We start from the raw sequence: 26,203 nt of genomic DNA on the forward strand, positions 1-26,203 counted from the left end.
CTGTACTTAAGTTTGGTTTTTACAATTCATAGCAATTTAAAACTAGGTTGAAATAACTATGTATTAATACATGTTAATTATTAACTTATAACGAATTGAAAATAAAATGAGAGGTTATTTGTATTATCAGATGTTTTTTACACCGTGAAATCAGGTGTAATAAATTAAGATCTTTTGAAATATGAAGTTACATTCACCTAGCTTATAAGTTAATTATTGTCACTAAAATATATACTAGCATTTATTTGTCATTAATGGCCAGTTTTTACTTGGATGAAAAGGCGTCGGCTTTGTCATCAAGTTCATGTGTGATGTGTATCGCTAAAAATGCCTCTCGATATGATAAAACCTGTGTAATTGCCGTTATATATCGGTTTTACCGAGGTGTTGTGGTGGTTATCATTAGGTCTTATTTATACCTATTTACATTGTTTTTAATAATTATCGCTGATATCGAGATGAATATTGATAATAATCAAAAATGCTCCCAAATAAGAAAAGCAAATGCCGAAATTAATTCCATCATTTGTATGAATATTATAATTTGTACTCGCTTTAACAATTCTGTTTGAGTGTCATATATAAACAAAGTTCAGGTTTTGCTAATTATTTTAGCCGGATTCGTTCGCCTTTATTTTGTGGGAGATTATTGTATGCGAAAAAAGTGGTTTATAAAGACAGCGGATAATACGCTTTCAGAACTCGAAACAACACGTTCTGGATTATCATCAAAGACAGTTAAAGATCGTCAACAAGAATATGGTCCTAATGAACTGCAAGAGCAAGAAGGTAAATCAGCTTTAGCCATGCTGTTGGATCAATTTAAAAACCCACTAATTTTTATTTTAGGTGTGGGTGCATTAGTTTCATTTTTCACCGGCCATAATGTTGATGGTATTGCGATTACCGTGATCATCTTTATTAATGCACTGATTGCATTTTGGCAAGAAATGAAAGCTAAAAAAGGCATGGATGCATTAAAAGAGATGGCAGCACCCACAGCTCAAGTTGTGCGGGATGGTGATGTACTGTCGATTCCGGCGCGCGAGTTGGTGCCAGGCGATATTCTTAAAATCAATACCGGTGATATTTTAGCCGCCGATGTACGGATTATTGAAGCCAACCGACTTTCCATTGATGAAGCCGCGTTAACAGGGGAGTCTGAACCTGTTGATAAGTGTGTTGCTGAGCTGGAAGGTGACAATATAGGCTTGGGTGATCAGCTCAATATGGGCTTTATGACCACCATTGTTACTTCAGGTAATGGTTATGGTGTTGTGGTTGGTACTGGGATGCAAACCGAAGTGGGCCACATTGCCGACTTGATGACCAACACAGAAGAAACGAAAACCCCCATGCAAGTTCGCATGGATACCATTGCGCATACGTTGATGATTGCGGCTCTGTCTGTGGTTGCTGTTGTTTGTGCTATTGGCCTTTACCATGGCATGCCATGGTTAGAAATTTTAAATACGGGTATCTCATTATCTGTTGCGGCTATTCCTGAAGGTCTACCGACAGTTGTATCGATTGTATTGACCATGGGCTCCACCAAAATGGTGAAGAGCAATGCGTTAGCAAAACAACTTTCTGCGATTGAAACACTCGGTTCAACCACGGTTATTTGTTCTGATAAGACAGGTACGCTAACTCAAAACCAAATGCAGGTGATGCAAGCATACGATGCCTCTGGTCGTTACTGGAAAGTAACGGGTAAAGGCTTTGATCCTAAAGGTGAATTTGAGCCACAAAAACACCAAGTCGCGGTGACTGATAGCCCTGAAATGATGCGTGGTCTTACCGTTGCGACCTTGTGTAACGATGCCCAATATCTGCAAGAGAAAGGGAAATACGCCGTACGTGGTAACCCAACGGAAGGTGCGTTGATTGTTGCTGCTGCAAAAGCCGGTTTACAACAAGGCACTATGTTGTCATCAGGCGAATTTACGATAGTTGAAAAATTCCCGTTCGATTCTGGTCGTAAAATGGCATCAGTGATTGTTCGTGATAATGAAGGTCAGCACTTCTTAGCAGTGAAAGGTGCGCCGGATGTCATCTTGCGTAATGCCTCAGGCTTTATGATTGATGGCAATGTTGTGACGCATTCAAGTCAGGAAATGCAAGGTAACTTAGCGATAGCAACCAGCCCTGCAGAGCAACATATTGCCAATTACCAACAAGCGATTGAAGAGTTTGCTGATCAAGCTCTACGCACACTTGCCGTTGGTATTCGTCCATTAACTGACGAAGACCTAGAGCGTGACCACCACGAGCTAGAGCATGACATTACCATCCTTGGCCTATACGGCATTATGGATCCGCCACGCCCAGAAGTGCGCGATGCGGTAAACAGTTGTTTCGATGCCGGCGTTCGTACCGTGATGATCACGGGTGACCATGCCCTAACAGCGGCAGCAGTTGCGCGTGATATCGGTATTATCCGCTCTGAAAACGACAAAGTGATCACAGGCGCTCAGCTTGATGAGATGGACGATGAAGAACTACGTCGTATCTGCCCTGAAGTTGCCGTGTTTGCACGGGTTAGCCCTGAACATAAGCTACGTATCGTTAGAGCCCAACAAGACAACAACGAAGTACCTGCCATGACGGGGGATGGTGTGAACGATGCCCCAGCACTTCGTCGCGCAGATATTGGTGTGGCGATGGGGATTGCAGGCACCTCGGTGGCGAAAGATTCAGGTGATTTAATTTTGCTTGATGACAACTTCAGCACCATTGTGAAAGCGGTACGCCAAGGTCGTCAGATCTTCGATAATTTACGTAAGTTTATCCGTCAGGCGCTGACTGCCAACGTGGGTGAAGTTGCAGTGATCTTGATTGCCTTTCTGATGATGGGGCCAGAAACTATCTTGCCGCTAACACCACTGATGATCTTGTGGATCAACTTGGTTTCAGATGGTTTACCAGCACTGGCACTGGGTGTTGAGCCGGAAGAAAAAGACGTGATGTCACGTAAGCCACGTAAGCGTAACGAAGGTTTCTTTGGCGATAGCCTTGGGGCCAAGATTGTTATCCGTGGTTTAGCCTTAGGTGGCATGAGTTACATGGCCTTCAGCTGGGCATTGAATGCGGGTCACAGTGCAGAATACGCACAGACTGTTGCTTTCGCCATGCTGATCTTCGCACAGCTATGGCACCTATTTGATTCACGTAGCTTCACTACGCTATACCGTAAAAATCCATTCACCAATAAGTATCTACTAGGCGCAGTAGCCTTGTCTGCAACGCTATCGCTAGGGGTGATGTACACAGGTTTAGGTCAGATGATCTTTAACACTGAATCCCTGTCATTTGGTCACCTGGTGGCTGTGATTATTGCCGCATCTGTACCGACATTCGTACTGTCGGGTATCAAAGAAATTACTAAAGTGAAATTCGTCTAACCTAACTGCCTGCACCTCTATGAGGGGGGCAGGCTCTTTTCGACGAGCAATGTAATACAAGAGGTTATGACGTGAAAAAAATCATTATATATTCCGCATTACTGTTGGTGGGGCTAGTGTGCTCACAATTGCTACCATCATTCATTGCTGGCTACGGCCAACTGCAACCCACCATTATGGTGCTGACGATGTCGGCGCTGGCCTACATCATGATCAATGTTGGTCGTGAGTTTGAAATCGATAAGAACAACTTAAAGCAGTATCGCTGGGATTATGTGGTCGCAATGACGACGGCCACCTTCCCATGGGTTGGGGTAGTACTGTATTTCGTGTTCGTGCTGATGCCGCCAGAGATGTGGAGCAATGTCGATGCGTGGACAGAGACTTTAGTGATTGGCCGCTTTGCTGCGCCAACCTCTGCTGGAGTATTGTTTGCCATGCTCACAGCCGCTGGACTTGGTGCGACGTGGATGTTTAACAAAGCCCGTATATTGGCCATTTTTGATGATCTCGATACCGTCCTCTTGATGATTCCATTATCTATTTTGGTGGTGGGTTGGCAGCCTGCATTAGGCGTGACGCTAGTCTTAATGTTTGGTTTGTTAGCGCTGGGTTATCGTTATTTACATCTATGGGCTATTCCGTCGTCTGCCGGTGCTGTGATGGGCTACTCCGTCATTATTGCGTTGCTGTGTGAGTTGTTTTATTTGCGCAGTGGCGTCCATTTTGAAGTTTTGCTACCCGCTTTTGTGCTGGGGTGCATGATGAAATCGCAACATGAATCCGCCGCTGATCAGCAAGTCTCAAGTTCTGTCGCTGGCGTGTTCATGGTGCTGGTTGGCTTGAGCTTACCGCAAATTTTTGGGGGCGTCGCAACGACCGCTTCAGACAGTATCACTCTTTCAATGCCTGCGATGTCGCTCGCTGAAATTACTTATCACGTATTGGTGATTTCGGTGATTGCCAATATCGGCAAGATGTTCCCACTGTTTTGTTATCGCAAGGAAGCCACGCTTAAAGAGCGTTTGGCATTGTCGATTAGCATGTGGCCACGAGGTGAGGTTGGCGCGGGTGTGTTGATGATCAGTATTGGTTACGGTTTCGGCGGTCCAATTGTGACGATCAGCATGTTGTCATTAGCGCTGAATTTAGTGCTAACCGGTGTGTTTATCATGGTTGTAAGAAAACTTATTTTGAGTGACGAGCAAAAAGGAGAGTTTTATGAAAAAGCGTGAACTTAAATTACTTGGTCTAGTTATTTCTATTTTTCTTTTAACGCTAGTGGTAGGACGCGCAGCGTAAGCAAGAATAAAGTAAAAGCTGCCATTAATGATAACAAGAAGTAGCGTGTTTCCATATTTACTGACTGTGGTTCCAAAGTTGTCACCACAGTCAGTTTTTTGTATCTCGAAGACGGCTTATTCGTTGATGTCTTCGTAAGTAATGCCCATCTCATCCATCAAAGCTTTTGCTTCTGCGGGTAGATCATCCGGACGGTCTTTACGAATATCGTCATCTGTTGGTAATGGTTGACCTGTATAAGCATGTAAAAAAGCTTCACAGAGCAATTCACTATTCGTTGCATGGCGCAGGTTATTTACCTGACGGCGCGTACGTTCATCAGTCAGAATCTTTAAGACTTTTAATGGAATCGACACCGTAATTTTTTTTACTTGTTCGTTTTTCTTACCGTGTTCCGCGTATGGACTGATGTACTCGCCATTCCACTCTGCCATGTTTTACCTTCTCAGCGTTGTTGTTTTACCGCCGCTCAGGTTATTTCACGCCACTATGTTCTGAATAAACCTCAGAGATATTGGGGTCTTACGAAATAACTGCGAGTAGGGCAGTGAGTCATAATTAAAGTTTGGTTGAATTTTAGCGATATTTACCGCCATAAGCAAAGACATATAGACGTCTGGAAGTGTTGACGTCCTAGTTTAATGTAGTTAATGTTGATGAAGGAATTTTATTCGGCATTAAACCGAAACAAGGAAGGTTAATATGAGTGACAAGAAACTTGCCACGATTGCAGTTCGTACCGGCATTGAATCCGACTCTCAGCATCATGCGGTCGTCCCGCCAATCTACCTCACATCCACCTACAGTTTTCCACAACTGGGTGAGGTTCCGCAATATGATTATACTCGTTCTGGCAACCCAAGCCGCAATATGTTGGCCGATGCGTTAACTGAGTTGGAAGGCGGTGCGGGTGGTGTGGTAACAAGTTGTGGTACGGCTGCGATTAACCTTCTCGTTTCTGCTTTATTAGGTCCTGATGATCTTATTGTTGCCCCGCACGATTGTTATGGCGGTACTTATCGCTTATTCAATACTCGCGCGAATAAAGGCGACTTTAAGGTTGAGTTTGTTGATCAGTCTGATCCGCAAGCTTTTGCTCGTGCTCTTGCTAAGCAACCTAAAATTATTTGGGTGGAGACCCCATCTAACCCGTTACTTCGTGTTATTGATATCGAAGTTTTATGCCAGCAAGCCAAAGCAGCGGGCGCACAAGTGGCGGTTGATAACACCTTCCTCTCTCCAGTCCTGCAACAGCCTATCGCATTAGGTGCAGACTTTGTCGTGCATTCGACCACTAAATATATCAACGGCCACTCCGATGTTGTGGGCGGTATCCTTATTTCTGCTGATGCAGAGCAAGCGGAAAACATCGCATGGTGGGCAAATTGTATTGGTGCGACAGGTGCGCCGTTTGATGCCTACCTGACCCTTAGAGGTTTACGTACTTTAGTACCACGTATGAAGATGCACGAAGAAAATGGCGCTCAAGTGCTGGCATTCTTAAAAGATCACCCTCAAGTTGCAGCTATCTATCATCCTAGCCTACCTGATCATCCCGGGCATGATATTGCTAAGCGCCAACAAAAAGGCTTTGGCTCTATGATTAGCTTTGAATTAGCTGGAAGTTTCCAGCAACTTGAAGTGTTTGTGAAAGTGCTTAAATGTTTCTCGCTCGCGGAATCCTTAGGCGGCACTGAAAGCCTGATTGCTCACCCCTCAAGCATGACGCACCGCGCGATGTCAGATGAAGCACAAGCAGAGGCTGGTATTAATACGGCACTACTTCGTTTATCGGTGGGTCTCGAAGATCCAAGTGATTTGGTCGCCGACTTAGCACAAGCATTTCAACAAGCAGCAGAGGTGGGATAATGACTCAGGCTCAACCGCGTCAATTACATAAGTTTGGTGGCAGCAGCTTAGCCGATGCTGAGTGCTATCGTCGGGTTGCAACAATCTTGCAGGAATACTCGAATGCCGATGATCTGATTGTGGTGTCGGCGGCCGGAAAAACCACCAACCGTTTGATTGAATGGCTTACTTTGCTAACCAAAGATGGGCGTCATGCCCATGAGGCACTGCAAGCGCTACGTCAGTATCAGCAAGCGTTGATCAAAGAGTTATTGCCTGAGCCCGTTGCCGATGAACTACAAACCCAGCTCCACCTTGAACTGAGTACATTGTCAGCGCTTAGTGACCAAACGTTAGATGAGGCCACGCGAGCTAAAGTATTAGGCCATGGTGAATTATGGTCTGCTCGCTTATTGGCAGCGTTATTAAATGTGGATCAATTACCCGCATGCGCTCTCGACTCTCGTGATTTTTTACGAGCAGAGCAAGCCGCTCAGCCTGAAGTGGATTGCGCAGCTTCGCGGCCATTACTCCAGCAGCAACTGATCCAACACAGCCAGCACCGTATTGTGATTACTGGTTTTATGGCCCAAAACCAAGCGGGTCAAACGGTGCTACTAGGCCGTAATGGATCTGATTATTCTGCCACTGTGATTGGTGCGTTAGCGGATGTCTCGCGCGTGACGATTTGGAGTGATGTCGCGGGTGTGTATAGCGCTGATCCTAATCAGGTTAAAGATGCCTGTCTGCTACCGTTGCTGCGCCTTGATGAAGCCAGTGAATTGGCCCGACTTGCCGCACCGGTATTACATAGCCGTACCCTTCAACCTGTCGCACAAAGCACCATTGACTTGATGCTACGTTGTAGTCATCAGCCTGAATCGGGCTCAACGCGTGTGGAGCGTGTTTTAGCTTCAGGTCGCGGTGCGAAAATTGTTACTTCATTAGATGATGTCTGCTTGATTGAACTTGATGTGCCACGTGCCAATGATTTTGAACCTGTTCGTAAAGAACTAGAGCGCACATTGCTACGGGCACAATTACCGCCATTGGCACAGAGCATTGATCCTGAGCAAGGTCGAATTTTATTGGCGTATACAGGTGAAGTGGTCAATGGGGTTCTGGGCTTACTGCAAGATCGTGGTATTGCCGCAGAATTAAGATTGCGCGATGGTTTCACTATGGTTGCCGTTGTTGGGGCGGGGGTGGTGAATAACCCAGTGCATTGCCATGGCTTTTATCAGCAGCTAAAAGGCCAGCCGGTTGAGTTTTTGGCTGAAGCCGAATCAGGGTTGAGCTTGGTGGCGATTTTACGCCATGTAAACCCAGAAACCTTGATTGGGCGAGTGCACCAGAGTTTATTTCAAGCTCAAAAGCGAATTGGTTTAGTGCTCTGTGGCAAAGGCAATATAGGTAGCCGTTGGCTTGAGTTATTTGAAACCGAACGTGAGCAACTGAGCAAGCGCCATGGGAAGACTTTCACTCTGATTGGTGTTGCCGATAGTAGCCGTCATTGGATTGATTATCAGGGCATTGAACCATCTCGTGCCTTAACGTATTTCAATGATGAAGCGATTGAATATGAAGACGGAGAGTTACTTACCACGCTAGCCGCACATCCGTATGATGATGTGGTGATTTTGGATGTCACAGCCAGTGCTCAATTGGCGGCGAAATATCCACAAGTGGCAGAAAGTGGCTTACACCTGATTTCGGCGAACAAAGTGGCAGGTTCTGCATCGAGTGTTGATTACCACGCAGTACAAGATGCGTTTGCCAAAACCAGTCGTCATTGGCTATATAACGCGACGGTTGGTGCAGGCTTACCCGTAAACCATACAGTGCGTGATTTACGGGAAAGTGGCGATGACATCATTGCGGTATCGGGGATTTTCTCTGGCACTTTATCATGGCTATTCCAGCAATATGATGGCTCAGTACCGTTTTCGGTATTAATTGAGCAAGCGTGGCAACAAGGCTTAACTGAACCCGATCCTCGCCATGATCTAGACGGCAGTGATGTGATGCGCAAGCTGGTTATTTTGGCGCGTGAGTCGGGACTCAGCATTGAACCTGAGCAGGTTAAAGTGGAAACGCTAGTGCCTGAGTCATTGGCTAAAGTCAGTTTAGATACCTTCTTTGAGCAAGCAGAAGAGCTCGATAGCCGTTTACAAAAACGCCTCATTAAAGCCAATGGGGAAGAAAAAGTACTGCGTTATGTGGCGAGGTTGGATAAGAAAGGCAAGGCTGCCGTTGGGGTCGAAGCATTGCCCAAAGAGCATGCGCTGGCGAACCTACTGCCGTGTGACAATATTTTTGCTATAGAAAGTCGTTGGTACCGTGATAACCCACTGGTGATCCGCGGGCCGGGTGCTGGGCGTGATGTTACAGCAGGCGCATTATTGTCAGATATTAATCGTTTAGCCGCTCTGCTTTAGCATGTGATGATTGCGTCGACGGCTTTATATTCTGCCAACACAGTTGAATGTAGGGTGAGAGCTTGGTCTAAATAGGATGATTACGAGGTAATTGTCACCTTACTGGGAATATACTCTATTCCCCTTGAAACCTGCCTTTGGCAGGTTTTTTTATATTGAAAATTATGCAATATGAACGTGAGAAAAATTCATGATTAGTAGGTTGACATTAAATTGTTATCACGACATTCTGTAGACATATAGACGTCTAAATGGTTATTTAAAGACGTTCGCTTTTAAGGATAGCAGGCCACGGCGCCAGGACAGGAAGGGATGAACTATGGGGTATTCTCACGCAAGCCATTTAGAGGCGCTTAACCAAAACATTGTAGACCTTAAAGGGGATATCAATGTGTCATTTGAGTTTTTTCCGCCAAGCAGCGAGCAAATGGAAAAGACCCTTTGGGCTTCTATCCATCGTCTAAAAACATTAAAGCCGAAGTTTGTGTCTGTGACTTACGGTGCTAATTCGGGTGAACGCGATCGCACTCACTCTATTATTAAAGATATTAAAGATCAGACAGGCCTTGTGGCTGCCCCGCATTTAACCTGTATCGATGCAACACGCGATGAACTACGTACTATCGCCCGTGACTACTGGAACAGCGGTATTCGCGATATCGTTGCACTGCGTGGTGATTTACCACCACAAGGTGGCAAGCCTGATATGTATGCTGCTGACTTGGTTGAACTGCTACGCAAAGAAGCGGAGTTTGATATTTCGGTAGCGGCTTACCCGGAAGTTCACCCAGAAGCAAAAAGCGCTCAAGCAGATTTGATCAATCTTAAGCGTAAAGTGGATGCCGGTGCGAGCCGTGCGATCACCCAATTTTTCTTTGACGTTGAAAGCTACTTACGCTTCCGTGACCGTTGTGTTGCTGCCGGCATTGATGTTGAAATTGTACCGGGTATTTTGCCTGTTTCGAACATGACCCAAGCTAAGCGTTTTGCCTTGGCAAATAACGTAAAAATCCCAGGTTGGTTAGAGAAGCAATACGAAGGATTAGATGATGACTTGTTAAGCCGTCAGATGGTGGGGGCAAGTAATGCGATTGATATGGTACGTGTCTTAAGTCGCGAAGGTGTGAAGGATTTCCATTTCTACACACTGAATCGTGCTGAATTAACTTATGCAATTTGCCACACTTTGGGTGTGCGAGCTGAAGTTGACATTGCATCGCAATAGGTTGTTACTGACATTGGGCTGCGACTGAGCAGCACACACAAAAAAGCCGCTATAAGATAGCGGCTTTTTTAGATAACAAGGTAGCTTATAGCGCGATGCTGCTGCCTTCGCTATCCATGTCTTTTAACTCAGCTAGCACTTCTTCAGCCCAAACAATCCAAGCCTGACGATTGTGCATACCACGACGAAGCGTAAGACGATCAAGACGTTCTTGACGAGCCATTGCTTTGTAATCGCTAAAGTGAACTTTCTCAAGCTCGTGGTAGTGGTTCATTAAGCTATGTGATTCTTCGATCAAAGCTTCAAGCTGCTGCTGCATTGGTACAGAGTTATGCACTCCACACACAAGTAGTTTCGCTGAGAACTCATCACGAATAGTTGGGTTGCGAGCTGGTTCTTGGAACCAGTTGAATAGTGCCTGACGGCCTAAATCGGTAATGGAGTACACTTTGCGATCGGGTTTGCCATCTTGTGGTTCAAGGCGACAAGTAACCTGATCGTGAGTGGCCATTTTATTGAGTTCGCGGTACACCTGCTGGTGGCTCGCTTTCCAAAAATAACCGATGCTGTGTGAAAATTCTTTGGTAATGTCGTAACCGGTTGCTTCGCGAGTGCTCAGCACGGTTAAAATAACGTGTGGTAATGACATCTCTTCTATCCGTTAAAATACATCAAAAAAAACCGATCAAACCAAGCTTACCCTTCCGCTCTTTGGCGTTATTATAATCAACTTGTTTCAGTGCCTGATCGAGATCACATAGAATATCATCAATACACTCAATACGGATACCTCAATGGGGTAGTATTCACATCAATGCGCTATAAATTGCTCATCTTGTGATATTAGTCCATCTAGTTATCTGTCTTTGCAGTGCAATTGGTTTTGATACATCCTCTTTCACAAGAGAATATAAACATCTTAATGCATATTATTTAAGGAGGGCTGTCTCAAAAGTGATAAAAATTACAATGGAAACTATCAATTATTCCCTATCCGCATAAAAAAGGCCGCTAGGCGGCCTTTTAAACGTCAAGTTGATGAGGGCTTAACCTGTATTGCGCATGCCAGTCGCAATACCTGCGATGGTCACCATTAGCGCTTCTTCTAGCATCGGCGAGATCTCACCTTGCTCGCGGGTACGGTATAGCAGCTCAGCTTGCAGCATGTTGAGTGGCTCAACATAGATATTACGCAAGCGGATCGCTTCAGCACCCCAAGGATCCTGTTCCATTAGGTGATCATTGTTGTCGACATTCAGTACGGCCTTAATATCAGACTGCAGTTGATCACGCAGTTTCTGACCCAGTGGCCATAGTGATTTATCCGTTAGGCGTTGATCATAGTATTCAGCGATCTTGGTATTGGTTTTGGTAAAGACCATCTCCAGCATACCAAGGCGTGTTGAGAAGAATGGCCATTCACGGCACATTTCTTCTAGCAAGGCTTCATGGCCCTTGTCGATTGAATACTGGATCGCTTCACCGGCTCCCAACCATGCTGGTAGTAGCAGGCGGTTTTGACTCCACGCAAAAATCCATGGGATCGCACGTAAACTTTCTACGCCACCGTTTGGATTACGTTTTGCAGGGCGAGAACCGAGTGGCAATTTACCCAGTTCGAGCTCAGGCGTTGCTGCGCGGAAATACGGTACAAACTCTTCATTGCCACGGACAACCGAACGGTATGCTTCGCAAGATACTTCTGAAAGTACTTCCATCAGATCGCGCCATTCTTGTTTTGGTGCTGGTGGTGGGAGCAAGTTCGCTTCAAGAATTGCACTGGTGTACAAGCTAAGGCTGTTCACTGCAACGTCGGGTAGGCCCAATTTGAAGCGGATCATCTCACCTTGTTCGGTTACACGTAGGCCACCTTTTAAACTGCGTGGTGGCTGTGACAGTAACGCTGCGTGTGCAGGCGCACCACCACGACCAATTGTACCGCCGCGACCATGGAAGAGGGTGATATCAACGTTGGCGTTTTCACACACATCAACCAAGGCTTCCATTGCGTGGTACTGTGCCCAGCCCGCAGACATCACACCAGCATCTTTCGCTGAATCCGAATAGCCAATCATGACCATTTGGTGGTTTTGAATAAAGCCGCGATACCAGTCGATATCAAGCAGTTGCTTGATAACATCCGCGCCATTATTTAAATCTTCAAGGGTTTCAAACAGCGGGCAAACGTCCATACGGAATGGGCAGCCAGCTTCTTGAAGCAATAAATGTACTGCCAACACATCTGAAGCGGTACGAGCCATGGAAATCACGTAAGCACCTAACGCTTCACGTGGCTGTTCTGCAACTGCACGACAAGTATCGATAACTTCTTGTACTTCAGGAGACGGTTGCCAGTCTCGTGGCAGTAGTGGGCGTTTTGAGGCGAGTTCACGTACCAGGAAAGCAACTTTATCTTGCTCGCTCCACTGGTCATAGTCGCCTAAGCCTAGGTAGCGTGTCAGTTCAGAAATCACATCAGAATGACGGGTACTTTCTTGGCGGATATCAAGGCGAACAAGGTGAACACCGAAACATTTCACACGACGCAAGACATCAAGCAGCAGGCCGTCAGCGATGATGCCCATACCGCATTCGTGCAGTGATTGATAACAGGCGTGCAGCGGCTGCCACAGCTCATCAGCATCGTTGATGATAGCGCCAGCAGGTACATTGGTTCCCTTAATGCGCGCATCTAATACATCACGGGTGTGCGTTAGCTTGGTACGTAATTGCTTAACGATAGCGCGGTAAGGTTCGTGCTCTTCACCTGCAAGCTCGCGAACTTGGTCATTACATCTCACCATCGACAGTTCGCTGACTAACTCTTGGATATCGCCCAAGTAAAGATCAGCCGCTTTCCAGCGTGACAGTAGTAATACCTCACGGGTGATTGTCGAAGTCACAAACGGGTTGCCATCGCGGTCACCGCCCATCCAAGATGAGAATTTAACTGGTGCAGCATCAAGCGGTAAGCCTTCACCTAGGTGATTGGTTAGCTTGTCATCAAATTGGCGTAAGAATTCTGGCACAGCATGCCATAGGGAATTCTCAACTACAGCAAAGCCCCATTTCGCTTCATCAAGTGGCGTTGGGCGTTGCTGGCGGATAACATCGGAGTGCCAGGCTTGAGCAATAAGTTGTTCTAGGCGCTGTTCAATACGCTGGCGTTCAGCGGTTGATAGCTCACTTAGCTCAAGGTTTGATAGGCATTTATTAATCTGTACCAGTTTGTGGATCATGGTACGGCGCGCTATTTCAGTTGGGTGCGCAGTAAGCACAAGCTCAATGTTCAGTTCGCGAACGGCCTGAATGGAATCAAGCTGGCTAATGTCTTTGTCTTTTAACTTACCAAATAGCGAGTCAATTGAATCTGGGCTACAGATATGCTCGTCACAATGACGGGACACTGTGTGGTATTGCTCTGCAATATTGGTCAGGTTGAGGAATTGGCTGAAAGCACGGGCGACAGGAAGTAATTGGTCATCCGGTAGGTTTTGTAACTCATCAATAAGTTTGGCACGATCGTCTTCATTTCCGGCGCGAGCGGATTTAGACAGTTTCCGTATGGTTTCCACTTTTTCAAGTAGTGGCTCACCGTGAGCGTCTTTAATGGTATTGCCTAGCAAGTGGCCAAGCATACTGACGTTACTTTTTAGCGCGCTGTACTTTTCATTCATATCGTATCCATCTCGTAATTTTTTTACATCCAGTGCATCAATGCTGACCAATAATCTATCCGTGATCCCGCTTAAAGGTCAACTTTGATCATAATCGAGGGCAAAAAAACGATTCTACTTTGATTTTTATCATGTCCTCTGCGCTATTTTGTAACAAATTTCCGTAATTCACCTGTCTTTAAGCACATTTACTGTGTGCTTTGTCGGCAAAAATGAACGAAATGCTTTATTTAAGGGCAAAGTAACGTTATCGAGTTGTGATACTTGTTGCACTTGTGGTGAGCTGTTATTTTGGAAGTGCGGTGTGGAATCGGGTGGTTTAATAAAAAGCAGGAAAAACATGACAAGTGTTGACAGCTATTCGATAAACCTGTAAACATACAAATGCAAGTTTATTGAATAATAATTTATTTTTAATCTTTTGGTTAGGAAGACCGAAAGAAACCGCATTAAGTAGGAAGTTGTTAACATGAACCAAGCGAACCTTCTAGCTACATACTCCCCCCGACGACGCTAAGTCTCATCGCTTGGTGCCTCTGCTGCACCCCCATATTTTGGCTATTCTCAGCCAGCACTCTCTCTGACTATTCAGATTGAAACTCCAAACAAAGCGTAAAATGGATTTACATTATGTTGAACACCCACATTATCGGTGCTAGCGGCTATACCGGAGCGGAACTCGCTAAAATTGTCCATAACCACCCATCTTTAAAGCTGGCTGGGCTGCACGTATCAGCGCAAAGTACTGATAGTCATACCGCTATCAGTGAATTGCATGGTCAGTTGAAAGGGATTGTTGATTTACCTCTATTACCACTTATTGATCCCCAAGCTGTCGCTCAACAAGCGGATGTGGTGTTACTGGCAACCGCGCATCAAGTGAGTCACGATTTAGCCCCTATTTTCCTAGCAAAAGGATGTCAGGTTTTTGATTTGTCAGGTGCCTTTCGTGTGGCAAGTGATAGCTTCTATACCGATTTCTATGGCTTTGAACATCAACATAAAAATTGGTTGGATCTCGCTGTTTATGGTTTGGCTGAGTGGAATGCAAAAGCGATTGCAGAAGCCCAACTTATTGCGGTGCCAGGCTGTTATCCAACAGCATCGCAATTGGCGCTAAAGCCGTTAATAGAAGCCAACTTATTAGATACCGAACAATGGCCTGTCATCAATGCCGTCAGTGGTGTCTCTGGTGCTGGCCGTAAAGCATCCATGACCAATAGTTTTTGCGAAGTGAGTCTGCAGGCCTACGGTATTTTCAATCATCGCCATCAACCTGAAATTGCAACGCATCTTGGCTGTGACGTTATTTTTACACCGCATTTAGGTAACTTTAAGCGTGGCATCCTCGCCACCATTACAGCCAAATTAACGGCAGGGGTGTCAGCCGATGATATCGCTGCTGTGTTGACCAAAGCCTATGCCAATCAACCTGCAGTTCGTCTACTTGAAAACAAAACGGCCAGCCTCGATAGCGTGGTGAATACCTGCTTTTGTGATATTGGCTGGCAGGTACAAGGTAGTCACATTGTTTTAACCTCAGCGATTGATAATTTGTTGAAGGGCGCATCGTCACAAGCTGTTCAGTGCATAAATATTCGCAATAACTTTCCGCCATTATCTGGCTTGATATAAGGAGGCGTCACCATGAATAACGTACCTTTGGTAATAAAACTTGGCGGAGCAGTACTTTCTTGCCATGAAACGTTGAACAAATTGTTTGCGGCTATTAATCAATATCAGGTGAAATCTCCACGTCCCTTGCTGTTAGTACATGGTGGCGGTTATTTAGTTGATGAACTTTTAGCCAAACTTCAATTGGAAACGGTGAAAAAAGAAGGTTTACGTGTGACACCGTCAACGCAAATTCCATTGATTGTCGGGGCGCTTGCGGGAACGGCAAACAAGATGTTGCAAGGTCATGCGATTAAATCCGGAGTTAAGACGGTGGGCTTGTGCCTTGCTGATGGTGGTTTATGCCATGTTACCGAGCTTGATCCTGAGTTAGGTGCTGTCGGGAAAGCAGCGCCTGGTAATGGTGCTTTAGTGAGCCAGATTATGGCGGCAGGCTGTTTGCCGATTATTAGCTCCATCGGACTTACCACCGAAGGGGAGATGATGAACGTCAACGCTGATCAAGCGGCGGTGGCTGTTGCGGCGGCACTCGATGCGGAATTGGTGTTGTTATCGGACGTGAGTGGCGTACTTGATGGCAAGGGCCACTTAATTCCAACACTGACAGAAACGCAGTCGGAAGCCTTGATTCAACAAGCGGTGATCACTGATGGCATGGTCGTTAAAGTCCGTGCGGCGTTTGAAGCCGCCAAAGCTTTAGGTCGCCCAATAGAAGTGGCGACATGGCGTTACCCTGAAAAATTGGCTGAGTTATTTGATGGCAGCAGCATAGGTACTAAATTTTCGGTGTAGAGCGGAACTCCGCTTTATATCCACTATTCGATAAAACATTGATTATATAAAAGCCAGTGCGGTGAGACCGCCGAAAGGGCAAGCAGGAGAGCATTATGAGCAAGGTAACGAAAGTAGTTTTAGCGTATTCGGGCGGTCTAGATACATCGGCAATCATTCCTTGGTTGAAAGAAAACTATGACTGTGAAGTCGTGGCATTCGTAGCCGATGTTGGCCAAGGTGAAGCAGAACTGGAAGGCATCGAAGAGAAAGCAATCGCATCGGGTGCGTCGTCTTGCTACATCGCCGATCTGAAAGAAGAAATGGTTGAAGCGTACATTTACCCAAGTTTAAAAACAGGTGCAATTTACGAAGGTAAGTACCTGCTGGGTACATCAATGGCGCGTCCAATTATTGCTAAAGCACAGGTTGAGTGTGCACTCGAAGTTGGCGCAGATGCGGTGTGTCACGGTTGTACTGGCAAAGGTAATGATCAAGTACGTTTCGAAGGTGCTTATGCGGCATTGGCGCCGCAACTAACTGTAATAGCCCCTTGGCGTGAGTGGGATCTGCGTAGCCGTGAAGCCCTGCTTGATTACCTTGATGAACGTAATATTCCGTGTTCGGCATCGCTTGAAAAAATCTACTCGCGTGATGCTAATGCATGGCACATTTCGACTGAAGGCGGAGTATTAGAAAATACATGGAATCAGCCTAACGACCTGTGTTGGGTATGGACCAAAGATCCAGAAGATGCTCCTGAAAAAGTTGAAACGGTATCGATTTTAGTTGATAAAGGCGAAATCGTTGCCGTTGATGGCGAAGCCATGACACCTTTTAATGCGCTGACGTATTTAAATGAAAAAGGGGCGGAGCACGGTGTTGGGCGTATTGATATCGTTGAAAACCGTTTGGTAGGCATTAAGTCTCGTGGCTGTTACGAAACACCGGGTGGCACCATCATGAACGAAGCGCTACGTGCGGTTGAACAACTGGTACTGGATAAAGAGTCTTACGAGTTCCGTGAGAGCATTGGCCTTAAAGCTTCACACCTTATTTACGACGGCCGTTGGTTCACGCCATTGTGTAAATCTATTTTGGCGGCGGCAGAGGAACTTGCTCAAGATGTGAGCGGTGAAGTAGTCGTGAAGCTTTATAAAGGTCAAGCTACCGTAGTGCAGAAGCGTTCACTCAACAGCTTGTACTCAGAAGAGTTTGCCACCTTTGGTGAAGATGAAGTTTACGATCACAGTCATGCGGGCGGCTTTATTCGTCTTTACTCGCTAGCGAGTCGTATCCGTGCACTAAACAGTCAGAAAAAATAATAATCATTATGGTATCGGCTTTTATTTTTGTGCGAGTACAGAAGTGAAAGCCGAGCAAGCCAGTTAAGCATTGAGTAAGTTGAGCAGTACAGGACAGGAGAAAGACCATGGCATTATGGGGTGGACGTTTTAGTCAGGCAGCTGACACACGGTTTAAAGAATTCAACGATTCCCTACGTTTTGACTACCGCTTAGCGGAGCAAGATATCGTTGGTTCTATTGCATGGTCGAAAGCATTGCGCCAAGTAGATGTGATCACGGATGCTGAACAGCAAAAGTTGGAGTTAGCGCTCAATGAACTAAAACTGGCGGTGATGGAAAACCCTGAACAAATTTTGCGTTCTGACGCTGAAGATATTCACAGCTGGGTTGAACAGCAACTGATCAGCAAAGTGGGCGACTTAGGTAAGAAGTTACATACCGGCCGTTCACGTAATGATCAGGTCGCGACCGATCTGAAGTTGTGGTGTCGTCAACAAGGACAACAACTGCTCTTAATGCTCGATAAGCTACAAAACCAAATGGTCATGGTGGCACGAGAACATCAGGCCACGGTATTGCCGGGTTATACCCACTTGCAACGTGCTCAACCTGTGACTTTTGCTCATTGGTGTTTAGCGTATGTCGAAATGTTTGAACGTGATTACTCGCGCTTAAACGATGCGCTTGCAAGATTAGATACTTGTCCGCTTGGTTCGGGGGCATTAGCGGGGACCGCATACCCGATTGATCGTGAAGTACTGGCGCATAGCTTAGGTTTTCATCGTGCGACGCGTAACAGCTTGGATTCAGTGTCTGATCGTGACCATGTTATGGAACTGCTTTCAACGGCTTCTATCTCAATGTTGCATCTGTCTAGAATGGCTGAAGATTTAATCTTTTATAACTCGGGTGAGTCGAACTTCATTGAACTCGCAGATACCGTGACTTCAGGCTCATCCTTGATGCCCCAGAAGAAAAACCCCGATGCACTAGAGCTTATTCGTGGTAAGTGCGGCCGCGTTTATGGGGCGATGGCTGGCATGATGATGACAGTAAAAGCCTTGCCATTGGCGTACAACAAAGACATGCAAGAAGATAAAGAAGGCTTGTTTGATGCACTTGATAGCTGGCATGACTGCATGGAAATGGCCGCGCTGTGCTTTGATGGGATTCAAGTCAATAAAGACCGTACCTTAGAAGCGGCAATGCAAGGCTATTCCAATGCGACTGAGCTGGCCGATTACTTGGTGGCAAAAGGTATCCCATTCCGTGAAGCACACCATATTGTTGGTGTCGCTGTAGTGGCGGCGATTGAAAAAGGCTGCGCATTGGAAGAGTTGTCATTGGTTGAAATGAAGCAATTTTCATCTGTGATTGAAGATGATGTTTATCCCATCTTAACCATAGATTCTTGCCTCGATAAACGTTGCGCCTTAGGCGGGGTGGCACCGAATCAGGTTGATTATGCGATTGGTCAAGCCGAGAAGCGGTTAGAGAAGCGTTATTCACCGAGTGTAAAAGTACGTGGCGCAAGATTGACTGATCTCGATGCTATCGAAGGCATGGTGTCGTATTGGTCGGGATTAGGCGAAAACTTACCACGTAAGCGCAATGAATTGGTCCGTGATATAGGTTCGTTTGCGGTGACTGAGCACCATGGTGTGGTCACAGGTTGCGCTTCTTTGTATGTCTATGACTCTGGCTTGGCAGAAATTCGGTCGCTCGGTATTGAAGCGGGCTGGCAGAATCAAGGGCAAGGGAAAGCGATTGTTGATTACTTGATAGAGAAAGCGTCACAAATGGCGATCAAACGGGTATTTGTGCTGACGCGGGTGCCTGAATTCTTTATGAAGCAAGCCTTTGTACCCACGTCTAAGTCTTTATTACCAGAAAAAGTGATGAAAGATTGCGATCGTTGCCCGCGGGTTCATGCCTGTGATGAAGTTGCATTAGAAGTACGATTAGACAATGAGCAACAGATCCCTGCGGTGAACGTGGCTTAATCTAACGCCTTATTCCACAATCGGTAGATGAAAAGCTAAAAACCTGATGCGTGCGTCAGGTTTTGTTGTTGAGCTTTAATTTTAGGGCCACCACGAGATGTGCTAGTAGCAATAGACTAAAACTGCTCGCGGCAAAAATAAGGGTGATAGATTCCACCGACGTGGGGTGAACCAGATAACGGTAGGCCCAAACAGTCCAACTCAATATGCTCAATAGCGTGAGTTGCCACATGCATTGGTGGCAGCGGCCGAGTTTTTGCTTGAAGCGATTACGGCTGTCTCGGCAAGTTGAGCAGGCCATTTTAATACCTCGGGAAAGCCCAGAAAAAGGGAGACGGTTAGTGTAGCGCGAGTCGCTATGGCCAGCAAAGGCTACAATAATGGCAGGCAGAAAAAAGCCCTCACAAGTGAGGGCAAAGTGTAGGGGCGGTTCGGTGGAGAGTGAACCTAGTAGTGCAAGTTATAGTTGTTAATTGCTATTGGCGAATAGCAACCGTATTTATATGCGTAGTCTGTTTTACGTTTTCTCTCGGGTTAATACCTAATAGCCCAGTATTAACAGCCAGGACCACAGTCTAGACAGTGTTTAATCATTTCAGGACCTAGGTGCAGCTTCGCATTGAGGTCACGCAGCGCAGTACGAATACCTTCTTCGATTACAGGGTGGTAGAAAGGCATATCCAGCATTTCTGAAACCGTCATCTTGTTTTGGTGTGCCCATGCTAATAGGTGCGCTAAGTGCTCTGCATTAGGCCCCATCATTTCAGCACCCAAGAAGCGACCTGTACCTTGTTCACCATATACATGCAAAATACCTTTGTTTCGCAGCATAACGCGTGAACGGCCTTGGTTTTCAAATGACACTTCACCCGTTGCGAAACAGCCACATGTGCCTAAACGAGTCGTGATTTCTTTGTATGACTCACCAACCATCGCAATTTGCGGGTCAGAGAAGACGGCTGAAATTTTCGAGCGGCGAAGGCCAGCACGGATCTCAGGGAAGCGGCCTGCGTTGTCACCAGCGATACGCGCTTGGTCAGCAGCTTCGTGAAGTAGTGGTAATTGGTTACTTGCATCGCCAGCAATAAAGATGCTTGGCAGTGATGTTTGTAGTGTGTAGTGGTCTGCAGTTGGTACGCCACGCTCATCTAATTCTAGTGAGGTATTTTCTAATCCAAGTTTGTCGGTATTAGGGCGTCGACCTGTTGCAGCTAGTACGTATTCAACCTCGATAGTTTCAAGCTCACCTTGTTTATTGATGAACTGGATTTCAACCATATCTTGGTCGTCAGAGGTAATGCGCTTCATGCTTTCGACTTTAACGTCAGCATCAAGGTAAAATTCTTCGTTGAACGCTTTGTCGGCGTAAGCCATAACTTCAGGATCAGTTACTGGACCCACTTGACCACCTAAACCAAACAGTTTGGTTTCCACGCCTAAGCGATGCAGTGATTGACCTAGCTCTAGGCCGATAACGCCTGGGCCAAATACGGCCACTGATTTTGGTAAATCATCCCAGTTGAACACATCATCGTTAATAATTAAGCGATCGCCTAGCTCGTTCCAAACGCCTGGGTAGGCAGGGCGAGAACCCGTCGCAATCACGATACGTGCTGCGTTGATAACGGTATGGTCATCAACTTGTAGGGTGTTGTCATTCAAGAAGGTTGCGTAGCCTGAGATTTTATCTTCGGCAGGGATTTCATCAACACCTTCTAAAACAAAGCCAACGAAGCGATCGCGTTCGCGTTTCACTCGGTCCATCACTTCGCGGCCGTTGATAACAATTTCACCTTGTGGGTGGACACCAAAAGCGGGGGCTTTTTCAATGTGGTGAACACTTTCCGCAGCTGCAATTAGCAGCTTAGATGGCATACAGCCAACACGAGCACAAGTTGTACCGTAAGGACCGCCTTCAATCATCACAACGCTATCAGTATGTGCTTTTGCTGCACGGTAAGCGCCTAAACCTGCTGTACCACCACCGATCACAGCTACATCTACATTTAACGTTTTCATTGTTTCTCTCCACATCCACACGGTTGGTGGGGCTAGGCCCCACCTTTTGTTATCAGTTTTTTACAGGCTTACTTGTTTAGGAAGATTTCTAGTTCTTCGCTACCACCGATGTGCTGACCACCGATGAAGACTTGTGGCACTGTTGTGCGACCAGTAATTGCACGTAGGCTTACTGTTGTTGCATCTTTACCTAGAACCACTTCTTCGTACTGTAGGCCACTGTCAATCAGGCTTTGTTTAGCTTTCATGCAGAATGGACAGCCCGGCTTTGTGAATACAGTGATAGATTCTTGTTCTTTGTGTTCTGGGGCGATGTGGTTAAGCATGGTATCAGCATCAGAAACTTTGAACGGGTCGCCTGGTTCGTCGTTTTCGATGAACATTTTCTCAACCACGCCATTTTTCACTAGCATGCTGTAACGCCATGAACGCTTACCAAAGCCTAGGTCATTTTTGTCAACTAGCATGCCCATGCCGTCAGTGAAGTCGCCGTTACCATCAGGAATGAAAGTAATGTTTTCTGCTTCTTGGTCTGCTTTCCATGCGTTCATAACAAATGTGTCGTTAACTGATACACAAAGAATGTCGTCAACGCCGTTTTCAGCGAATACTGATGCTAGCTCGTTGTAACGAGGAAGGTGGCTAGAAGAACATGTTGGTGTGAATGCGCCTGGTAGGCTGAATACAATTACAGTTTTGTTTGCGAATAGCTCTTCAGTCGTTACGTTTACCCATTGGTCGCCTTGGCGAGTTGGGAAAGTAACTTGTGGAATAGCTTGGCCTTCTTTAGATGCGAACATAATAAATTCCTTAATTTAAAAACATTATTCGTTGTTGGTTGTCTCTTTCAACCGGAAGCTTCTTAATCTTGTTCCCTGTTGATGTAGCTATTATGTATTTCTTGGCTTGATAGTTCTAACTGTTTGAAGCTATAGTTTCGATAGTTTTTATCTATCAAACTGTGAGCTAAGGTGGCTTTATGAATATTCGTGATTTGGAGTACTTGGTTGCGCTGTCGGAACATCTCCATTTTCGTAAAGCGGCAGAGGCGTGTTTTGTTAGTCAGCCAACCTTAAGTGCCCAAATTCGAAAACTTGAAGACGAGCTGGGGGTGTCGTTACTTGAGCGCACCAGCCGCAGAGTGCTCTTTACTGATGCGGGTTTAAAGTTAGTTGAGCAAGCGCAGAAGGTCTTGTTGGAAGTGAAGATTCTGAGTGAATTAGCCAGCCAGCAAGGGGATAGCATGGCGGGGCCACTGCACGTAGGGTTTATCCCAACGGTTGGGCCGTATTTATTGCCTAAAGTTATCCCACTACTGAAAGGCGCGTTCCCGCAACTTGAGCTGTTCTTACATGAAGCGCAAACCCATCAATTAGTCGAACAGCTAGAAACGGGGAAACTCGATTGCATTATTTTGGCCGCAGTCAAAGAGACTGAAGCTTTCATGGAATTACCGCTCTATAACGAGCCAATGGTACTGGCTGTACCTGAGCAACATGATTGGGCTAAAAAGCCAGAGCTCTCGATGCTGGCGTTAAACGGTGAAACCTTATTGATGCTAGGTGATGGTCATTGTTTACGTGATCAGGCGATGGGCTTTTGTTTTGCGGCAGGGGCAAATGAGGATGGCAGTTTTAAAGCGACCAGTTTAGAAACGTTGCGTAATATGGTTGCAGCGGGTAGTGGGATCACTTTACTGCCAAAACTGGCGACGCCGAAAGAAGCGATTCGCGATGGGGTGAGTTACATTAAACTCAATGAACCAGAGCCGACTCGCTTAATTACCTTGGCTTATCGTCCTGGCTCTCCATTACGAGGCCGTTATGAAAAGATTGCCCAATCAATCAATACGCACATGACTACTTTGTTGTAAGGGTAAAGATGGTGTTAGCTTAGAGGCTATGAGTCGTCTGCATTGGAAGTAACAGCAAAAAAAAGAGCGCCTCAGGCGCTCTTTTTATAGGGTTTTGAAGTGAACGAGTTAGAATAACTCTTCTTCACCGCTAGACTCAAATACACTGCCTGCACTGCTTTGCGAAACGTATTCTTTCGGTTCAGTGCCTCGTTTGAAATACTCAAACATGGAGGTGTAATCCGTTTTTTGAGTCAACAAGCCTGAATCTCGGTCAATACGAACTCGGACAATATCGGCGGGTACTTGCTTACGTTGTTGCGGTATATCTTGGAGTGCCACTTTCATGAAGTTGACCCAAGCTGGTTGCGCTGTTTTTGCGCCAGCTTCACCGCCAGAAATTTGCTCTTTACCTAGATTGTTATTCCATGATGATTTACCCAGTTCACGTCTGTGATCATCAAAACCAACCCAAGCTGTCGCAACAATATTTGGACCAAAACCTGAGTACCAAGCATCTTTAGATCCATTGGTCGTACCGGTTTTACCACCAATATCACGACGTTTTAGTACCTGACCACGCCAACCTGTACCATTCCAGCCACTACCGTGTTTCCAACTGCCGCCCCCCCAAATGTTACTTTCCATCATTTCACGAACGAGGAAAGCATTTTGCTCAGAGATCACTTGCGGAGCATAGTGAGTCGGCTGTTGATCATGAGGTAGGGTATCGCTACCTGTGCCTAAGGACTCTTCACTGATCGTAATATCATTTACGATTGAGCTATTGGTTTGTGCCTTTTGGCCATTTTGCTGCTGGCATTCACTGTTACAAACAACGCTAGGGTTTGCTTGGTATACCAAGTTGCCGTAAGGGTCTTGAACCCGCTCAATGAAATAAGGTTCAACATAGTAGCCGCCGTTAGCAAACACGGAGAAACCTTGTGCCATTTCAAGCGGCGTTAAACTACCAGCACCCAGTGCGATAGCTTCAGCACGCGGGATTTCTTCGCGTTTAAAGCCAAAGCGCGTTAAGTAGCTGATTGACTCATCTAGACCAACACTGCGTAATACACGCACAGCCATGACGTTTTTCGATTGTGCTAAACCTAGGCGCAAGCGGGTAGGGCCATTGTATGTTGGTGGTGAATTCTTCGGACGCCATGCTGTGCCTTGGCTTTCATCCCAGCGATTAATTGGCGCATCGTTCACTAAGGTTGCTAGCGTCATACCGTTATCCAGTGCTGCTGAATAAATGAAAGGTTTGATGCTTGAGCCTACTTGACGAACTGATTGAGTCGCACGGTTAAATTTACTGTGAATAAAGTTAAAGCCACCAACCATGGCCTGTACTGCACCATTTTGTGGTGATACGGCAATGAAAGCGGTATTGGCATCTGGGACTTGGCTTAGTACCCATTTGTCTTCTTTCTGCTGTACCCATATTTGTTGGCCCGCACTTAAAATATCGCCTGCTTTTTTCGGTGTCGCCCCTTGGCGAGTATCTGTTTTGAATGGGCGAGCCCATTTCATACCGTCCCACTCAAGCGTGATGGTTTCACCTTTACTGATCATCGCTTGGGCGGTTTTGTCACTCACCGAAGTAATCACCGCCGCGCGAAGTTCTCCGTAACTTGGTTGCTTAGCAAGGTGCGATTCGATTTTTTTGCTATCCCATGCTGGCGCATTGCTTTTCCACAGAGAGGCAACAGCACCACGGTAACCATGGCGTTGATCGTAGTTTAATAAATTCTCAATCGTCGCTTGTTGAGCCGCTCGCTGTAGGTTGGCGTTCACTGTGGTGTAAATACGCATGCCAGAGGTATACGCATCTTCACCGTAGCGTTCTACCATCCATGCGCGTGCACGTTCAGCAAAATACGGTGCACTTAACGCAATTTCAGCACCATGATAGCGCGCCACAATCGGCTCTGAGCGTGCTTGGTCGAATTCTGGTTGGCTGATATAGCGTTCATCAAGCATACGACGCAACACTACATTGCGACGGTGGGTTGAGCGGTCTAACGAATAAATAGGGTTCATGGTGGATGGTGCTTTTGGCAGACCCGCAATGACCGCAATTTCACTCAATGTTAGTTGGTTTACTTCTTTACCAAAATACACTTGTGCGGCAGCGCCGACACCGTATGCACGGTAACCGAGGTAAATCTTGTTTAAATAAAGCTCAAGAATTTCATCTTTCGTCAGTAATTGCTCAATGTGAATAGCAATGAAAATCTCTTTAATCTTCCGCATGATCTTCTTCTCATTAGTGAGGAAGAAGTTACGCGCAAGCTGTTGAGTTATGGTGCTGGCCCCTTGCTTTGCCGACCCTGAAGTGACAACAACAAATGCTGCTCGGGCAATACCGATGGGGTCAATCCCGGGGTGGTCGTAATAACGACTGTCTTCTGTTGCGATAAATGCATTGAGCATTTGTGGTGGAATATCTTTTAACTGCAGAGGGATTCGACGCTTTTCACCAAATTGCGAGATCAGCTGACCATCTGCACTAAACACCTGCATCGGGGTTTGTAGTTCGACATTCTTTAATGTAGCTACATCAGGTAATTCCGGTTTTACATAAAAATAAAAACCGAAAATTGTACCGACTCCAAGAATTATGCAAATTAATGCAAGTATTAGTAATCGCTTTATGAACTTCACTTGAGATTTCCCGTTACGCCATCATTCGACCGTTCAATATCTTACAACCAATAGT

The 26,203-nt window shown here is 46.0% G+C and carries 17 protein-coding genes; 10 read left to right on the top strand and 7 right to left on the bottom strand.

Features of this window, described 5'->3' with window-relative positions:
- Positions 1-653 precede the first annotated feature (653 nt).
- Both OCU87_RS00970 and OCU87_RS00975 read left to right on the top strand, forming a co-directional pair.
- Complete coding sequence (locus OCU87_RS00970) at positions 654-3,404, top strand: cation-translocating P-type ATPase (protein WP_062688349.1); 2,751 nt, start codon at positions 654-656, stop codon at positions 3,402-3,404.
- A 71-nt stretch (positions 3,405-3,475) separates the two neighbouring features.
- On the top strand, positions 3,476-4,639 hold the full coding sequence (locus tag OCU87_RS00975; RefSeq protein WP_062688351.1) for a cation:proton antiporter: 1,164 nt from the start codon (positions 3,476-3,478) through the stop codon (positions 4,637-4,639).
- A gap of 183 nt (positions 4,640-4,822) precedes the next feature.
- On the opposite strand, the gene metJ is transcribed toward OCU87_RS00975, so the two are convergent.
- A complete protein-coding gene (gene metJ / locus OCU87_RS00980; RefSeq protein WP_062688353.1) occupies positions 4,823-5,140 on the bottom strand; it encodes a met regulon transcriptional regulator MetJ in 318 nt (105 codons plus the stop codon).
- 268 nt (positions 5,141-5,408) lie between these two features.
- On the opposite strand from metJ, the gene OCU87_RS00985 reads away from it, so the two are divergent.
- The 3 genes from OCU87_RS00985 to metF all read left to right on the top strand — a co-directional run bounded on the left by OCU87_RS00985 (position 5,409) and on the right by metF (position 10,217).
- Positions 5,409-6,575 carry an O-succinylhomoserine (thiol)-lyase gene (locus OCU87_RS00985; protein WP_062688355.1) on the top strand — a complete coding sequence of 389 codons (1,167 nt, stop codon included), beginning with the start codon at positions 5,409-5,411 and terminating at the stop codon, positions 6,573-6,575.
- Entirely contained in the window at positions 6,575-8,992 is a 2,418-nt protein-coding gene (locus OCU87_RS00990; RefSeq protein WP_261857681.1) for a bifunctional aspartate kinase/homoserine dehydrogenase II, read from the top strand. Before OCU87_RS00985 ends, OCU87_RS00990 begins: the two co-directional genes overlap by 1 nt.
- Before the next feature lie 319 nt (positions 8,993-9,311).
- Positions 9,312-10,217: a methylenetetrahydrofolate reductase gene (gene metF / locus OCU87_RS00995; RefSeq protein WP_062688359.1), complete on the top strand. Its 906-nt coding sequence runs from the start codon at positions 9,312-9,314 to the stop codon at positions 10,215-10,217.
- Positions 10,218-10,302: 85 nt separating this feature from the next.
- Here the strand turns inward: metF and OCU87_RS01000 are convergent, their stop codons facing one another.
- Positions 10,303-10,866, bottom strand: coding sequence for a PadR family transcriptional regulator (locus OCU87_RS01000; protein WP_062688361.1), 564 nt, complete (start codon positions 10,864-10,866; stop codon positions 10,303-10,305).
- A 397-nt stretch (positions 10,867-11,263) separates the two neighbouring features.
- Entirely contained in the window at positions 11,264-13,894 is a 2,631-nt protein-coding gene (gene ppc / locus OCU87_RS01005) for a phosphoenolpyruvate carboxylase (protein WP_062688454.1), read from the bottom strand.
- Between the two features lie 630 nt (positions 13,895-14,524).
- Here ppc and argC point away from each other — a divergent pair.
- The 4 genes from argC (at position 14,525) to argH (ending at position 19,610) form a co-directional block, all read left to right on the top strand.
- The gene (gene argC, locus OCU87_RS01010) at positions 14,525-15,529 is read left to right on the top strand and encodes an N-acetyl-gamma-glutamyl-phosphate reductase (RefSeq protein ID WP_261857682.1); all 1,005 of its coding nucleotides are present in this window, start codon (positions 14,525-14,527) and stop codon (positions 15,527-15,529) included.
- Between the two features lie 12 nt (positions 15,530-15,541).
- Entirely contained in the window at positions 15,542-16,321 is a 780-nt protein-coding gene (gene argB / locus OCU87_RS01015; RefSeq protein ID WP_261857683.1) for an acetylglutamate kinase, read from the top strand.
- A gap of 95 nt (positions 16,322-16,416) precedes the next feature.
- Positions 16,417-17,625, top strand: coding sequence for an argininosuccinate synthase (locus OCU87_RS01020; RefSeq protein ID WP_261857684.1), 1,209 nt, complete (start codon positions 16,417-16,419; stop codon positions 17,623-17,625).
- 107 nt (positions 17,626-17,732) lie between these two features.
- A complete protein-coding gene (gene argH / locus OCU87_RS01025; protein WP_261857685.1) occupies positions 17,733-19,610 on the top strand; it encodes an argininosuccinate lyase in 1,878 nt (625 codons plus the stop codon).
- 55 nt (positions 19,611-19,665) lie between these two features.
- Here argH and OCU87_RS01030 read toward each other — a convergent pair whose 3' ends face one another.
- The 3 genes from OCU87_RS01030 to OCU87_RS01040 form a co-directional block, all read right to left on the bottom strand.
- Positions 19,666-19,911, bottom strand: coding sequence for a DUF3624 domain-containing protein (locus OCU87_RS01030; RefSeq protein WP_261857686.1), 246 nt, complete (start codon positions 19,909-19,911; stop codon positions 19,666-19,668).
- Between the two features lie 254 nt (positions 19,912-20,165).
- Positions 20,166-21,629 carry a dihydrolipoyl dehydrogenase gene (locus OCU87_RS01035; protein WP_261857687.1) on the bottom strand — a complete coding sequence of 488 codons (1,464 nt, stop codon included), beginning with the start codon at positions 21,627-21,629 and terminating at the stop codon, positions 20,166-20,168.
- A gap of 68 nt (positions 21,630-21,697) precedes the next feature.
- A complete protein-coding gene (locus OCU87_RS01040) occupies positions 21,698-22,429 on the bottom strand; it encodes a glutathione peroxidase (RefSeq protein WP_062688371.1) in 732 nt (243 codons plus the stop codon).
- A 179-nt stretch (positions 22,430-22,608) separates the two neighbouring features.
- On the opposite strand from OCU87_RS01040, the gene oxyR reads away from it, so the two are divergent.
- The gene (gene oxyR, locus OCU87_RS01045; protein WP_261857688.1) at positions 22,609-23,502 is read left to right on the top strand and encodes a DNA-binding transcriptional regulator OxyR; all 894 of its coding nucleotides are present in this window, start codon (positions 22,609-22,611) and stop codon (positions 23,500-23,502) included.
- A 108-nt stretch (positions 23,503-23,610) separates the two neighbouring features.
- Here oxyR and OCU87_RS01050 read toward each other — a convergent pair whose 3' ends face one another.
- Entirely contained in the window at positions 23,611-26,148 is a 2,538-nt protein-coding gene (locus OCU87_RS01050) for a penicillin-binding protein 1A (RefSeq protein ID WP_261857689.1), read from the bottom strand.
- Positions 26,149-26,203 lie beyond the last annotated feature (55 nt).

It is taken from the genome of Photobacterium sanguinicancri (assembly GCF_024346675.1).
In the GTDB taxonomy this organism is placed as follows: Bacteria; Pseudomonadota; Gammaproteobacteria; order Enterobacterales; family Vibrionaceae; genus Photobacterium; species Photobacterium sanguinicancri.